Annotated in this window: 11 protein-coding genes; 2 read left to right on the top strand and 9 right to left on the bottom strand. The window is 47.3% G+C overall.

The genetic code is table 11. The features are described from left to right. Positions 1-131 precede the first annotated feature (131 nt). From ppdK to QVO99_RS02405, 9 genes are all read right to left on the bottom strand, one after another. A complete protein-coding gene (gene ppdK / locus QVO99_RS02445; RefSeq protein ID WP_022316007.1) occupies positions 132-2,852 on the bottom strand; it encodes a pyruvate, phosphate dikinase in 2,721 nt (906 codons plus the stop codon). A gap of 259 nt (positions 2,853-3,111) precedes the next feature. After that, positions 3,112-4,131 carry a rhamnogalacturonan acetylesterase gene (locus QVO99_RS02440; protein WP_022316005.1) on the bottom strand — a complete coding sequence of 340 codons (1,020 nt, stop codon included), beginning with the start codon at positions 4,129-4,131 and terminating at the stop codon, positions 3,112-3,114. Between the two features lie 324 nt (positions 4,132-4,455). Beyond that, complete coding sequence (gene hisS, locus QVO99_RS02435) at positions 4,456-5,817, bottom strand: histidine--tRNA ligase (protein ID WP_022316004.1); 1,362 nt, start codon at positions 5,815-5,817, stop codon at positions 4,456-4,458. A gap of 22 nt (positions 5,818-5,839) precedes the next feature. Continuing rightward, entirely contained in the window at positions 5,840-7,114 is a 1,275-nt protein-coding gene (locus QVO99_RS02430; RefSeq protein WP_022316003.1) for an adenylosuccinate synthase, read from the bottom strand. Between the two features lie 271 nt (positions 7,115-7,385). Beyond that, positions 7,386-7,997 (bottom strand): DNA alkylation repair protein, encoded by a 612-nt coding sequence (locus QVO99_RS02425; protein ID WP_022316002.1) that lies wholly within the window; start codon positions 7,995-7,997, stop codon positions 7,386-7,388. Between the two features lie 21 nt (positions 7,998-8,018). Then, on the bottom strand, positions 8,019-9,974 hold the full coding sequence (locus QVO99_RS02420) for a dipeptidyl-peptidase 3 family protein (RefSeq protein ID WP_022316001.1): 1,956 nt from the start codon (positions 9,972-9,974) through the stop codon (positions 8,019-8,021). Positions 9,975-10,081: 107 nt separating this feature from the next. Further along, a complete protein-coding gene (locus QVO99_RS02415; protein WP_022316000.1) occupies positions 10,082-10,549 on the bottom strand; it encodes a helix-turn-helix domain-containing protein in 468 nt (155 codons plus the stop codon). Positions 10,550-11,141: 592 nt separating this feature from the next. After that, positions 11,142-12,017, bottom strand: a complete 876-nt coding sequence (locus QVO99_RS02410) for a glycoside hydrolase family 25 protein (protein WP_022315999.1) — start codon at positions 12,015-12,017, stop codon at positions 11,142-11,144. A gap of 111 nt (positions 12,018-12,128) precedes the next feature. Further along, positions 12,129-13,778 (bottom strand): diphosphate--fructose-6-phosphate 1-phosphotransferase, encoded by a 1,650-nt coding sequence (locus QVO99_RS02405; RefSeq protein WP_022315998.1) that lies wholly within the window; start codon positions 13,776-13,778, stop codon positions 12,129-12,131. A 385-nt stretch (positions 13,779-14,163) separates the two neighbouring features. Between QVO99_RS02405 and QVO99_RS02400 the strand changes: the two genes are divergently transcribed. Continuing rightward, complete coding sequence (locus QVO99_RS02400) at positions 14,164-14,436, top strand: hypothetical protein (protein ID WP_022315997.1); 273 nt, start codon at positions 14,164-14,166, stop codon at positions 14,434-14,436. Between the two features lie 20 nt (positions 14,437-14,456). Continuing rightward, on the top strand, positions 14,457-14,765 hold a 309-nt coding region (locus QVO99_RS02395), incomplete at its 3' end, for a 1-acyl-sn-glycerol-3-phosphate acyltransferase (RefSeq protein ID WP_288176883.1).

Below are 14,765 nucleotides of genomic sequence, written 5' to 3'. Positions count from 1 at the left end.
AAATAGGAACCGCCGTATGCGGAACCGCATGTACGGTGGTGTGAGAGGTCGGTAAACATGAAAGTAGGAGATAAACACCTATGATTAGTGTTTACCTCCTACTCGATTCGCTAATTTTCAGCATTCTAGGATTATTCCTCTACAGCAGCCTGCGCGGCTGCGAGACGTGCGATTGGCACGCGGAATGGAGAGCAGCTTACGTAGTTGAGACCTACTCTATGGCAGAACTTGACTGATGAAGGCTCACCACCATGCTCACCGCAGATACCGCATGTAAGGTTTGGACGGGTCTTACGGCCATTGTCGACTGCCATCTCTATCAACTGACCGACACCTGTCTGGTCGAGCACCTGGAATGGGTCTACGTTCAGAATCTTCTTGTCCAGATATACTGGCAGGAAGCTTGCGATGTCGTCGCGGCTGTAGCCGAAAGTCATCTGAGTGAGGTCGTTTGTACCGAAGCTAAAGTATTCAGCCTTCTTTGCGATGTAACCAGCCGTAAGGGCTGCACGAGGAATTTCGATCATCGTGCCGACCTTGAATTCAACTTCAACACCAGCCTCATCGAAAATCTTATTGGCTGTAGAGCGGATAACTTGCTCCTGCATGTCGAACTCGTTGACGATACCAATGAGCGGCACCATGATTTCCGGCTCTGGATTGAAGCCTTCCTTCTTCAGCTGCACGGCAGCACCGAGGATTGCTTTTGTCTGCATCTCTGTGATCTCTGGATATGTGTTTCCGAGACGGCAGCCGCGGTGTCCGAGCATAGGGTTATGCTCGCTCAGACTGTCAACGCGCTTCTGAATCTCTGCTACGGTAAGACCCATCTCCTCTGCCATTGTCTGCTGACCTGCGAGATCGTGTGGCACGAACTCATGCAATGGTGGGTCGAGCAAGCGGATGTTTACAGGGCATCCGTCCATGGCCTTGAGGATTCCGTAGAAGTCCTTAGTCTGATAAGGCAGCAGCTTCTCGAGCGCCTTCTTGCGTCCTTCTACTGTGTCGGAGAGAATCATTTCACGCATTGCCTTGATCTTCTCGTTGTCGAAGAACATGTGTTCTGTACGGCATAGTCCGATACCTACGGCTCCGAAGTTGCGTGCAACCTGGGCGTCGTGTGGTGTGTCTGCATTGGTACGAACCACGAGTCTCGTATATTTGTCGCAAAGCTTCATGAGGTCGGCGAAATCACCTGTCACCTCTGCTGGCTTTGTCTTCACCTCGCCGAAATATATTTCACCTGTAGAACCGTTGAGCGAGATGTAGTCGCCCTCCTTGAGTGTGACACCGTCGATTTCTACAGTTCTTGCCTTATAGTCAACGTTCAACGCACCGGCACCTGAAACACAGCATTTACCCATACCTCGGGCCACAACGGCTGCGTGTGATGTCATACCGCCACGTGCGGTTACAATACCCTCTGCGGCAGCCATACCTGCAAGGTCTTCCGGACTTGTCTCGATGCGCACCATTATGACGCGTCGACCAGCCTCATGCCATTTTTCTGCGTCGTCGGCAAAGAATACGATCTGTCCGCATGCTGCACCTGGAGATGCAGGAAGACCGCGTGTGAGGACCTTGGCTTTCTTCTGAGCGTCTTTGTCGAATACGGGGTGTAGGAGCTCGTCAAGTTTGTTTGGCTCACAACGCTTGAGTGCTGTCTTCTCGTCGATCTCGCCCTCGTGGAGCAGGTCCATGGCTATCTTTACCATTGCGGTACCTGTGCGCTTTCCGTTACGTGTCTGCAGGAACCACAGTTTGCCCTCCTGTACGGTGAACTCCATATCCTGCATATCGTGATAGTGCTTCTCTAGCTTGTGCTGCAGAGCGTCCAGCTGAGCGAAGATTTCCGGCATGGCCTCTTCCATTGAAGGATACTTGGTTGCACGCTCCTCTTCTGGTATCTGCTGCTGCTCAGCCCAACGCTGTGAGCCGAGCTTTGTGATCTGCTGTGGTGTGCGGATACCTGCTACCACGTCTTCGCCCTGTGCGTTTACGAGGTACTCACCGTTGAACACGTTCTCACCAGTCGCGGCGTCGCGGCTGAAGCAAACACCCGTTGCCGATGTGTTGCCCATGTTTCCGAATACCATAGCCATTACAGAAACGGCTGTTCCCCACTCTGCCGGGATTCCTTCCATCTTTCTGTAGAGGATGGCACGCTCGTTCATCCAACTGTCGAACACGGCGCAGATGGCGCCCCAGAGCTGGTCCATAGGATCTGTAGGGAAGTCCTTGCCGGTCTGCTCCTTAATGGCTTTCTTGAAGAGGTCTACGAGCTGCTTGAGCTCGTCTACTGTCATTTCGTTGTCGAGAGAGATTCCGCGCTGTGCCTTCACTTTCTCTATGATGGCCTCAAACGGATCGATGGCTTCCTTGTTTACTGGCTTCATTCCGAGCACCACGTCTCCGTACATCTGCACGAAGCGGCGGTAGCTGTCGTATGCAAAACGCTCGTTGCCGGTCTTCTTTGCCAATCCCCTCACCACTTCGTCGTTGAGACCGAGGTTGAGGATTGTGTCCATCATGCCTGGCATTGAAGCTCTTGCCCCTGAACGCACGCTGACGAGCAATGGATTCTCAATGTCGCCGAACTTGCTGTTCATCAGTCCTTCTATATGGTGTACCGAAGCGATTACCTCATCTCTGAGGAGACTTACTACGGTTTCCTTTCCTTTCTCGAAGTATTCATTACAAACGTCTGTAGTGATAGTGAATCCTGGAGGTACTGGTACGCCGATAAGGTTCATTTCCGCCAAGTTGGCACCCTTACCTCCGAGCAGGTTTCTCATGTCTGCCTTACCTTCAGCCTTACCATTGCCGAAGGTATAAACTCTTTTTTCGCTCATAGTTTAATAAAAATTACGTGTATTTAGTTAGAATTATTCTCCGTTTTTCTGAATTATTTTTCTTAGTTCTTTAGAATTATGGTTCAGTTTTATTGGAAATATGTTTCCTTTGTTCTGCAAAAATAATAAATTAGGGAATAAAATGCAACATTTCAGACAAAATCTTAACATTTGTGCATGTTTTAATTTTTCAAAAAATGATTTATATCAAAATACTCCTTATGTTTATGACCATTTTGCAAACTCTACTTTATAAATATCAAAGGAACTTTGCTCCTCGTGTCAACACGAACTTCACCTTCTTTCCCTTCATGGCCTCAGGCTTTTTCCATTCTCCTCCCGACACGGCGATTGTGACTTTCCTGCCTTTTGGAGCGCTTGCCACCGCAGACTCGAGGTCGTCAAATTGTCCGCTGCCGTTTTTCGACACATAAATGTCATAGTATACGTGATGTTTTGCCAGCTCGGCCACTTGTCTGCAAAGGGCGTCGGCGAGCAATCCTGCAACCTTGTTGGCGCCAAAGATGTTATAGTGTGTGTTGTCTTGCCTTCCGTCTGGCAGCGATGGAGTTTCTCCCGGCTTGAATATCATGTGCAGTTTCTTGGAACCTTCTTTTCCCATCGACTGTTCCAAATCGTGTGTAATCTTGTTTGCGTCAACGAAGACTACACCCATTTCCTTGGCCACGCGCCTTGGCGAGACGAGATATTCACCGTGGGTGTCTATCAGGGTGTCGCCCTCGGCGAGTTGTTTTGAGGAGTTGTCACGCAGGTCATCGTCGGCAACAGCCGTCTTTGAGTCGCTGAAGTTGCGGCGCACCACGCTGTTCATGAGTATCGGCGTGGCGCCATTTTCTCTTGCTTCCCTTACAAAGCGTCTGAGGTTGGCGTCGAAGGTGGTTCCTGGTGTGGTGTGGCGAGCCGAGTCAGTTTTCTCGTCGTTGTGGCCGAACTGTATTATGAGGTAGTCGCCGGGCATTATCCTGTCGAGCACAGCTTTCCATCTGCCTTCGTTGATGAAGCTCTTCGATGAGCGTCCGTTCATGGCGTGGTTGTCCACGATGATGCCGTCGTCGAAATAGTTCTGCAGCATCATTCCCCACCCTCTCTCTTGCTTGTCTCCGCTGATGTCTTTGTTAGCCATCGTTGAGTCTCCTATCATGAAGATTGTCTTTGTCTTGTCTGCCCTGAACGACGAGATGGCAAGCACTGCAAGGACCATTGTCAGAATCGTGTGCAATGGAGTTGCCAGGTCTGCAATCGATTTTTTAATTTTCATTTGTTTTATGTTATAAATGTATTTGTTTTGGTATTTGAAATTGTGAATTGCCTCGTAACGGATAGTGAATGGAGTACTGGCATCCTGATGGAATGCCATGATGACAGATGCCGGATAGGCTTTCAGAAATCCTACTACATAATATACATAATATATATGGTGGCGATTATGCAATAAATCATATTATAATGGTCGTTACGCAATAAATCATATTATGATGGTCTTCAAAATTTCCAGGCACTATATGCCTACTATAATTACGCTGGGGGCTTAATCGAAAAAGTGCCGACAGAAACTACTTACTGCCGGCACTCGATATACGTATTATCCCTTCACAATTTCTATCAGTTGTTCTGGTGTTACTTGTTCCTGCTCTCCTGTTTCCATATTCTTGAGCGTCACCACCCCTTTCTGTATCTCGTCGTCGCCGGCGAGAGCCACATATGGTATGGCGTTGGCATTGGCGTATGCCATCTGCTTTTTCATCTTCGCTGCATCAGGGAACATCTCCGTGCGTATTCCGTTCTGTCTGGCTTTGGCAACGACAGGAAGACAATAGCAGGTTTCTTTCTCTCCAAAATTTATGAAGAGCAGTTGGGTGTCGGTCGTTATCTCCTTTGGATAGAGGTCAAGAGTGTTAAGCACATCATATATTCTGTCGGCTCCGAATGAAATTCCCACTCCACTTATTCCTGGCATTCCGAAGATTCCTGTGAGGTTGTCGTAGCGTCCTCCGCCTGTGATGCTTCCCATTGGAGTGTCCAACGCCTTGACCTCAAAGATTGCCCCTGTGTAATAGTTGAGTCCACGAGCCAACGTGAGGTCGAGCTGAAGTTCGTTTTTCAGGTCAACCTGTGATGCGGCATTCAGAATAAAACGAAGTTCCTCTATTCCCTTCATGCCCACTTCAGACGAAGCAAGGAAGTCTTCCATGACCTTGAGTTTTTCTTCATTGCTTCCGGATAAAGTTATGACAGGCTGCAACTTGGCTATCGCTTCTTCACTTATTCCGTCAGTTCTCAATTCTTCGTTCACCTTGTCGAGACCGATTTTGTCGAGCTTGTCGATAGCCACCGTAATGTCCACTATCTTTTCAGCCTCTCCTACAATCTCGGCAATTCCTGATAGCAACTTTCGGTTGTTGATTTTTATCTGTACTCTTATTCCAAGACGCTGGAATACGGTATCCATTATCTGCACCAACTCCACCTCGTTGAGCAGCGAATCGCTGCCCACGATGTCGGCATCACATTGATAGAACTCTCTGTAACGGCCTTTCTGTGGACGGTCTGCTCTCCACACAGTCTGAATCTGATAACGCTTGAAAGGCAACTGGATTTCATCTCTGTGCATCACGACAAAGCGTGCAAACGGCACGGTGAGGTCATAGCGCAATCCTTTCTCGCAGATTTTTGAAGAGAGTGCAAGCGAATTTCGTTCTGCCAGCTGTTCGTCGCTCACCTTGGTGAGATAGTCTCCGCTGTTGAGCACACGGAAGAGGAGTTTGTCACCCTCCTCGCCATATTTTCCGAGCAACGTCTGCAACGTCTCCATAGCGGGTGTCTCTATCTGCTTGAAGCCGTAGAGGGCGTAAACGGAGCGAATTGTATCGAAAATATAGTTTCGTTTCGCCATCTCCGCTGGAGTGAAGTCGCGCGTGCCTTTGGGTATTGATGGTTTGCTCATCTGTTGTATTTATGTCTATATGTTAATTTCTTACGATTGTCTGTTCTCTATCCGGACCGACCGACACGATTTTTATAGGAGTCTCGAGTTCCGTCTCGAGGAATTCGATGTAGTCTTTGAATTCTTTCGGGAACTGGTCTTCTCTCGTTATCTTTGTCATGTCTTTTTTCCATCCTGGCAGTTCTGTATATACAGGCTCTATGCCATGCTCGATATCGAATGGGAAATCACGAGTCTCGACTCCATCCTTGCGGTAGGCCACGCAAGCCTTGATTGTGTCGAATCCGTCGAGCACATCGCTCTTCATCATGATGAGCTGTGTAACTCCGTTTATCATTATAGCGTAGCGAAGTGCAACGAGGTCGATCCATCCGCAGCGGCGCTCTCTTCCTGTAACGGCTCCATATTCGTGTCCGATATCACGCAGTCTGCTTCCGGTCTCGTCGAAAAGCTCTGTAGGGAACGGACCAGCTCCGACACGTGTACAGTAAGCCTTCATAATGCCGTAAACCTCTCCAACCTTGTTGGGGCCTATGCCGAGTCCTGAGCAGGCCCCCGCACAAATAGTGTTTGAAGATGTTACGAACGGATAGCTACCGAAGTCAACGTCAAGCATAGTGCCCTGTGCGCCTTCGCAGAGCACGGTTTTGCCGTCTCTCAGCACTTTGTTGATGACATGCTCAGAGTCAACAATCTCAAACTGGCGCAAGTATTCTATACCTTCCATCCATGTCTTCTCCACGTCGGTTATGTCGTAGTCGGTATAGCCGAGGTCTTTGAGCATCTCTTCATGGCGTGCTTTATGCTGCTGATATTTCTGTTCGAAGTTGTCGAAGATATCTCCTACACGAAGTCCTGTACGTGAGATTTTGTCTGTATATGTCGGTCCGATGCCTTTTCCTGTCGTTCCGACCTTGTTCTTGCCCTTTCTTGCCTCGTATGCGGCGTCGAGCAGTCGGTGTGTAGGCATGATGAGATGGGCTTTCTTTGATATTTTCAGACGCTTGGTGAGCGGGTGTCCGCTTTTCTCCAGTTCTTTGGCCTCTGCCATGAAGAGGTCAGGAGCCAGAACTACTCCGTTTCCGATGATGTTTGTCTTTCCACCCTGGAAAATACCTGACGGGATGCTGCGCAGTACGTATTTCTCTCCTTCGAACTCCAGCGTGTGTCCAGCGTTTGGACCGCCCTGGAATCTGGCAATGACATCATAGTTTGGTGTCAGTACGTCTACAACTTTTCCTTTTCCCTCATCGCCCCACTGCAAACCGAGCAGGACATCAACTTTTCCTGTTTCCATTTTTATATGTTATTTTTATTAGCCGAAGAGTTGAAAATTGGCAAATTGAAAGTCAACGGAATTCTTTGGACCAAAACCAATCTAATGAATTGGTGACAACAAAACTTCATGACGTTGACGGACGACATGCCGACGGTCAACCTTCGCCTTCTGTTATTTCCTGTTCTTTGCCACGGTCAGCACTTTTAAAAAACGTGCATGAACCGTTTCTGCGTACAAAAATACTACTTTATTTTATATTTACGTGTACTACACGAAAAAAAGTACACTTCTACATGCACTTTCTCATTGCCGCCTCTACTATTTTTTCCTGCAACTCCCCCATATCTGCAAAAGCCACGAGACTGTTGTTTGCGGCATGTCTCACAGCCATGGAATTGTCGGCGAGGGCCGCTATTGCCTGGTCTAAAAATTCATTGATGTCTCTATCATCTGGTTCTGCTCCTTTTCTGAAGAGACACGAGAGCAGGTTGAAACCGCAAATCTGCTCCAGAGTCTTGTCTGAAGCTATCCACGCAAAGGCATGGAGCGACGCGCTGTCCGTATATTGAAACAGGTTGAATGTGGCGTATTCTGCCATCTCTTGAGTCGTAGTCTGCTCCATCCAAAGGTCAACGAGGTCTGAACTCATCCTTTCGGCTGGCATTATCAACGTGGCTAGGATCTTACACTCTCTGACGTTTTCTTTCCACAGGGCAGCGGCCAGGTCATAATCCTTGCCGTACTGTTGTGCTATGTTGCGGAGCGCTGGCAGCTGGATTCCCCAATTCAGGTATCCCCCGATGCCTTTCTCTCTCATCGATGCCGACGCCACACCATTCATCTGCAGCGAGAAGCCTCGTTTAATAAGTTTTATGGTATCCTGTACTTGTTGCTGTTCCATGTCTTGTATGGTTTCATAATTCTACAAAGCTCCATATTCCTTGCCGTATCTCATCATCTGCTGGTCGTAGTCCTCAGAATAGTCAACAAGAATATCCTTTACATCCCCTCTGTCGTCCGTAACAGGCGTGAGCTTCGGATTCAGAAAGCCCTTATATGGCGCAAGGTCAAGCCTGGCATATCTGTCGAGTACTTCTTTGTGGAGTTTCTCGTCCACATTCACGCCATAAGTCTCCACGAGCAGTCTTGCCGCCTCGAGGTCTCCCTCGCTTTTCACGCGTTGTATCTCAGCAAGGAGTTGGGCAAACAGTCGGCGGAGAGCCTCGTAGTCGTTTATGCGCAAGTAAGTCTTCCCGTTGTCGGTATATAACTCGGCCACACTGTTCTTCTTTCCCTTCTCATAACACCACCTGGCTATTAGAGCCCTGTTGCGCATGTGTGCCTCCTCAATCTTGTTGCCTGGCGCAATTCTCACGAGCTGAGTCATGAGTCCGTTGAGCATATAAGAATAATATGCTGCATGATATGCCTCGCTGTTGTCCAGGATTCCGAGCTGCAGCAGCTTTGGATCCGCTATGAAATACAGACCGAAAAGGTCCGCCCTCGCCTCCTCTATCGTGCTGCCATATGATTTGAGTGCGTCCGGCGACACTCCGTCAAGCAGTTTCCCGCTTCCGTGTCCCAGACATTCGTGCAGATCGGTGTGCAGATTGTCGCATTGGTCACCCCATTTGTCTATCAATTCCACCATCTCCTTGTCTTGTATGAATTCTTCTTTGAATCCGTTACCGTGTGCAGCCTTATTGTATGCGTCGATAAGATTGCTTATCGTGACGCTCTTGCTGCCGTGTGCAGCCCTTATCCAGTCGGCGTTCGGAAGGTTTATGCCGATTGCCGTTGACGGATATTCGTCACCGCCGAGCATTGCGGCCCTCACCACGTGTGCCGTCACTCCCTTCACTTTCTCTTTCTTGAAGCGGAGGTCTACGGGCGAATGGTCTTCAAACCACTGAGCCTCATCGCTTATAGTCTTGGTGCGCCGTGTCGCCTCATGGTCTTTGTATTCCACTATGCCCTCCCACGAGCCTTTCAGTCCTAGAGGGTCGCCATACACTTCGATGAACCCGTTTACGAAATCAACGTCGGATTCATGCTCTCCTACCCATTCTATGCAGTAGCGGTTGAAAGTATTCAAGTCGCCTGTCTCATAATATTTCACAAGTGTCGAGATGTATTGCGCCTGTGATTCGTTGAGCGCCAGCTGTTGGGCTTTCTTGAGCCAGTATATTATATGACTGATGGCCGGAGCATATTTCCCTTGAGCGCTCCACACGTCTTCTCTGATTTGTCCGTCGGTGCCTTTCACAAGCGTAGAGTTGAGGCCGTGCGACACCGGTTCCGGTCCGTCATCTTTTGCCTGGTCACGATAGTATTCTTCCACTTCTTCCTGTGTCAGCCCCTGGTAGAAATTGCATGCCGACTCTTTCACGATGTCTACGCCGTCTTCTGTACACACGCGTTTAGGCATATAGTGCGGGTCGAATATTGGGCGGCGCAGCTCTTCAATGAGCCCATCAACGGTCTGCCCGTCGTCTAGCGGCAATTGGCTGGCAGGCAATGCCCTCACCTGCGTTTCGAAGAATTCTTCTGAGAAACGAGGTTCAAACTTCTCGCATCCATAATGATGATGAATTCCATTTGAGAACCATACCCTTCTGAGGTACTCTTCAAACGACCTGTACTCTTCTTGATTTCTGTCGCCCTTGAACCCGCTATAGATTGCTTCAAGGACCTTTCTGATCTTGAGATTGTGGAATCCGAACTGGTCGAAGGTGATGTCGCGTCCCCATAGCGTTGCCTCAGAAAGACAATATATAAGTTTCTTCTGCTGCAATGACAATCGTCCGAAGCCTTCAAGTCTGTATCGTAGTATCTGTATGTCTGCGAACCTGACGTCTGTGTATTTATAGTTTTCCATTTCTTCCTTTTGGTGGTTATGGGAAATCTTTCCCAATGCTGCCAGAGCCTTGGCTGTCTACTGCTATTGTCGCTACTGCGACTGCATCTCACGCAACCATGTTCCAGTTACTGCTCCTGTGTGTCCTGCTCTATCGGCTCAGGCACCTTCATTTTCTCAGGCTTCGGTTCAGACGACAGCTTATACTGTCTTGGAGTGATGCCTTCGAAGCGGTAGAAGGCAGCGTAGAACGATTGCCGGTTTGCGAATCCCACCATGCTGCTTACATCCTCCATCGTCATCCCACGATACCGGTCGTCCTTGAGTATCTGCATAGCCTCGGAAACGCGGTAGCGGTTTACGAACGAGGTGTAGTTCATGCCGAATCTAACATTGAGCACAGCAGACACATATCTAGTGTTAGTACCGATGTCATAAGCCAGGCGCTTTGCTGAATATGCCTTCTCCTTATACATCTTCTTGTTTCCTATATAGTCGATGATTCTGTTTTCCAGTGTTTCCATCAGCTCAGGATTCACAAGATTAAGATAAGTCACCTCTTTTGTTTTCTTTTCTCTAATATTATATTTTGCCATACCTATTAAATGTTTTGGACCATTACGGTCTTTCCTGCTACAATTTATATACCTTAGTATTATGTTTCACGTGCATTATGTCTTACGTTCGATACGCAGACTATCGTCTCATGTGCCATGTTTGCATGTAAGCAAAAGGCTTGGACCCTTGATTGAATTTATCTGTTGATACGACGCATCCCGGAAATGAGGGAACAGAATGAAATGAATCCATTCATTTCTTATCCCGAGCCGAAGCTTATATTATGCAAAGATAATGCAAATTATTTACAAACAAAAAGATTTTGTTGAGCTTTTTGTTTTTTTTAAGTTGACATGTCATTAGAATTCTTGGGCTTTGGCTTTTGTCTTGATTTACTATTTCTTCTGAAAGTCATTCATTCCAAGACCTATATCATCTTCGATAAAGCAGACAAACAAAACATTAAAAGCTTTTCAGCAAGCAAAAAAGCAACGTTTTGACAAACATAAACCGCCTTCTTGTATCAGAAGAATAATAGGTTTACGCAACACAAACAAGGGGAATAGAAACAGGAAACAAGGCAAAGAATTAAAGGATTCTCAAAGATTGCCTCAACAGCCCAAAGTGACATTAATCTATGCAGAGCCTTTTCAAATCATAGAATGACCCATTGTAAATGTTGAAGTCAACGTAGCCCTTGATGCCTGGAAGTTTGCCGGCATCGGTATGCTGCCAGAACTTCCATTCGCCCTGGTATTCTATTTTGTCCACATAGTAATGAGCAATCCAGTAAGGATAGTCGTCGAAGACGGGAGTGTCGAGATACTGCTTCTTGAATTTATAATATGTATAGATTATCGGCTTTACATGATACCTGTCTTCCACGATATGAAGCCATGTGAGAATGTCCTGCTGGAAATCCTCCACGCTCTTGTCTTTCGGCTTGTGCTCAACATCGAGCACTGGCGGGAGATCTCCCGACTCGAGAGGTACGTTGTTGAGAAAGAAATAAGCCTGCTGACGAGCCGAAGAGTGGTTGCTCCAAAAATGATAAGCTCCTCGGATATAGCCATATTCCAGAGCTTGTTTGAAGTTATACTTGAATGAGGGATCTATCTTGCTTGAGCCCTCGGTAGCCTTCATGACAATGAAACGGATGGGACATTTCTCTATCATGGCATTCTGCAGCTGATCCCAATCTATATCTCCCTGATAGTGGCTGATGTCGATGCCTCTGATTTCATAGCCGCCCGGATAGTTTGCATCACCATAGAGAGCTCGCCATCTGAATCCGAATGGACCAACGAAGAAATAATAGAATGCCCAAACATACGCCACAGCTATAAGTATTCCTCCCGTCCACCATGCCAACCTTGCACGCGTACCGAAGAGTAGCCCAAACACCCCTCCAATCTTATGTTCAGAGCGTCGCTTTGTTACGGGGCGATGCTTCGTTGAGGAGCGTCGCCCTGTTGGCTTTACGGTTCTTCTTCTGTTGGTTGTCATGGTTTAATTTATTATAGATATATAAACATCCAAACCTCAAACCGGCCTTACCCCCATAAAAGGAAGTGTAGAAAGGTTTGAGGTCTGGATTATCATATTCAGGAATCTTCCCTACGCTTTTCCTCCTCTCTCTAATGCGAGAGTCTTGGTAGTGCGGTCACAGAGCTCAGAAGGTCCCCAATACTGCACAGGTCCGGGATATACGAACGATGTCTCCTTCGACCACTCATCGCGGTGTTCAACCAGTTCCTTGAACGGCCTGCCGTTGAGGTCAACAAGCGCCTTGCGTATAACAGGCTTCATCTTTCCATTGCGTCGTTCCACGTTAAAGAGCGACGTGATAGGCACTCCACCCGCTTTCCAATCTGCTGGTTTGGCTGTAGTATTGCGCACCACTGCCATATAGCCAGTCTTGCCGTTGGCGATGAGATGGGCTGCACTTGCTCCAAGAGCATAGCAATAGTTTGCGTCGAAATTGGAAGGCGCAGCGCAACGTCCCTCATAACCGAAGAAATGATGGATAGAGTTGAAGCTTCCATTAAACTTCCCTTCTTTTTTCCAGGCCTGCAGCTTTGCATCCACCATTCTCGAAAGCAGACGTTCTGTCTCGATAAGCGAAACCTGAACGTTGCCGTGTGGGTCGCGATCTAGCGAGAGTTGTCGTGCCACGTCATCGGGTAGCGTTTCAAACGTTTTGAGGTTCTCTTCAGATAGATGTTCTAAAATATATTGCTTCTGCTCCATAGGCGAGAGGTCCTTGTAATCCTTGCCATGAAGGGCGAGCAGATCATTTAGTTCGTCAATGAGTCTGCCGATTGCCGGAATGAACTCAATAAGTCCCTCAGGAATAAGCACGACTCCATAGTTCATGCCACGGTCAGAACGATATTTCACCATACGGCAGATGTCTTCAACGATATCGTTGAGGCTCAGATCCTTTGCCTCCACCTCTTCTGATATCAGGCACAGGTTAGGATGGCATTGCAAGGCACACTCCAAAGCAATATGCGAAGCAGAACGCCCCATGAGCTTCACGAAGTGCCAGTATTTACGGCTCGAGTTGCAATCGCGCTCAATGTTTCCGATAAGTTCTGAATAAACTTTCGTTGCCGTGTCAAAACCGAAAGACGCCTCTATCTGCTCACATTTAAGGTCGCCGTCGATGGTTTTCGGACATCCTATCACCTGAACAGGATAGTTCTTCATCTTGTAGTACTCTGCCAACACGCATGCATTGGTGTTGGAATCGTCGCCTCCAATGATGACAAGCGCCTTGATGTTGAGGTATTTCAGTATTTCGTATCCTTTTTCAAATTGGTCTTCCTTTTCGAGCTTGGTTCTTCCGGAGCCAATCATATCAAAACCGCCCGTGTTACGGAAGTCATTGATGTAGGTCTCAGTAATTTCAATATACTTGTGATCTACCAGTCCGCCCGGTCCGAGCAGGAATCCGAAAAGTCTGCTATGTGGATTGATTTTCTTGATGGTATCGAAGAGTCCGGTTATTACGTTGTGACCGCCAGGAGCCTGTCCACCACTCAGGATTACACCCACGTTGATAGGATCCGTGCCTCGCTCCTCGCCTTCTACGAACTCCACGACAGGCATTCCGTATGTGTTGGGGAACATTTTCTTTATCACTTCCTGATCAGCAACGCTTGTCGTTGCCTCACCTTCCTTAATACCTACTGCTGTCCGCAAGCCAACCGGCAGAACCGGCGTGAAGGCATCTCTGACTTGCTGGAAAACACTTTTCTCCATAAAAAATACTTTAAATTGTTTGTTGTTGTCAGTCTGATAGTGATTGCGCCGCAAGCGACGCTGAGCATCATGAAAAGAAAGCGTTACAACCTACATAGGGAATGTTTACTATTCCCAAGCCATATTGCTCTTTACGCTTTGCTCCACTGAACATTAATATATGTCTAACACCTAATGACGTTAGTCCGCAGACATACGGGATCAGCACCCTGCCTGCTTTCTTCGTGCAAATGTAAGATTTTTATTCTGAATAAGAAAAAAAAATCACATTTAATCATCATTAAAACATTTTTTATTGCATTTATTGTTTTACATCAAAGAAAAAAGGCTATATTTGTCGCTGATTATAAAACGTATTTGTTTAATCTAAAATTTCAACAATATTATGGCAAGTAAACGTGATTTGAAGAAAAACATCAATTATATATGCAGCGAGCTTTTCGCCGAGTGCGTGGCAAGTTCAATATACAGCGCCAAATGCTCGAAAGAGAATTCCGACGCATTGCTCCACTCCATTCTGACTATCCACAACGATTTCGTATGCCGCATCTCGCACCCGGAGCCAGGAATGGAACCTAAGAAATACTTCGCTGACCTAACCAAGAATTTCAACTCGCAAATTAGCGAGATAGTCGATCAGATTGCCAATCTGAACTAACAGAGGAGGACAGGCAACACATGATAAGAACAATTTGCAAATGGATGCTCTACAAGAAACTGGGATGGAAAAAGACAGTAACAGTAGAGCACCCTGATAAATTTATTATATGTCTGGCACCGCATACGAGCAACTGGGACTTCTTCTTAGGACAACTCTACGAAAGGGCTGAAGGACTAAAAATCAATTTCCTGATGAAAAAGGAGTGGTTTTTTTGGCCTCTTGGACCGATTTTCAAACATATGGGAGGAATTCCAGTATGGAGGTCGAAACACACAAGCCTGACGGACAACTTGGCAAATACGGCATTGGACAGAGAGGAGTTCAGA

Origin of the sequence: Prevotella sp. CAG:592, from assembly GCF_000436015.1 — a bacterium.
GTDB lineage: Bacteria > Bacteroidota > Bacteroidia > Bacteroidales > Bacteroidaceae > Prevotella > Prevotella pectinovora.
This window is presented reverse-complemented; position numbering and strand designations above follow the sequence as displayed.

Excerpts from the sequence above, each read along its gene's own strand:
- hisS (WP_022316004.1), bottom strand. The coding sequence starts at position 5,817 with ATGAGCAAACCATCAATACCCAAAGGCACGCGCGACTTCACTCCAGCG.
- QVO99_RS02400 (WP_022315997.1), top strand. The coding sequence starts at position 14,164 with ATGGCAAGTAAACGTGATTTGAAGAAAAACATCAATTATATATGCAGC.
- QVO99_RS02425 (WP_022316002.1), bottom strand. The coding sequence starts at position 7,997 with ATGGAACAGCAACAAGTACAGGATACCATAAAACTTATTAAACGAGGC.
- QVO99_RS02410 (WP_022315999.1), bottom strand. The coding sequence starts at position 12,017 with ATGACAACCAACAGAAGAAGAACCGTAAAGCCAACAGGGCGACGCTCC.
- QVO99_RS02405 (WP_022315998.1), bottom strand. The coding sequence starts at position 13,778 with ATGGAGAAAAGTGTTTTCCAGCAAGTCAGAGATGCCTTCACGCCGGTT.
- QVO99_RS02440 (WP_022316005.1), bottom strand. The coding sequence starts at position 4,131 with ATGAAAATTAAAAAATCGATTGCAGACCTGGCAACTCCATTGCACACG.
- QVO99_RS02415 (WP_022316000.1), bottom strand. The coding sequence starts at position 10,549 with ATGGCAAAATATAATATTAGAGAAAAGAAAACAAAAGAGGTGACTTAT.
- ppdK (WP_022316007.1), bottom strand. The coding sequence starts at position 2,852 with ATGAGCGAAAAAAGAGTTTATACCTTCGGCAATGGTAAGGCTGAAGGT.
- QVO99_RS02420 (WP_022316001.1), bottom strand. The coding sequence starts at position 9,974 with ATGGAAAACTATAAATACACAGACGTCAGGTTCGCAGACATACAGATA.
- QVO99_RS02430 (WP_022316003.1), bottom strand. The coding sequence starts at position 7,114 with ATGGAAACAGGAAAAGTTGATGTCCTGCTCGGTTTGCAGTGGGGCGAT.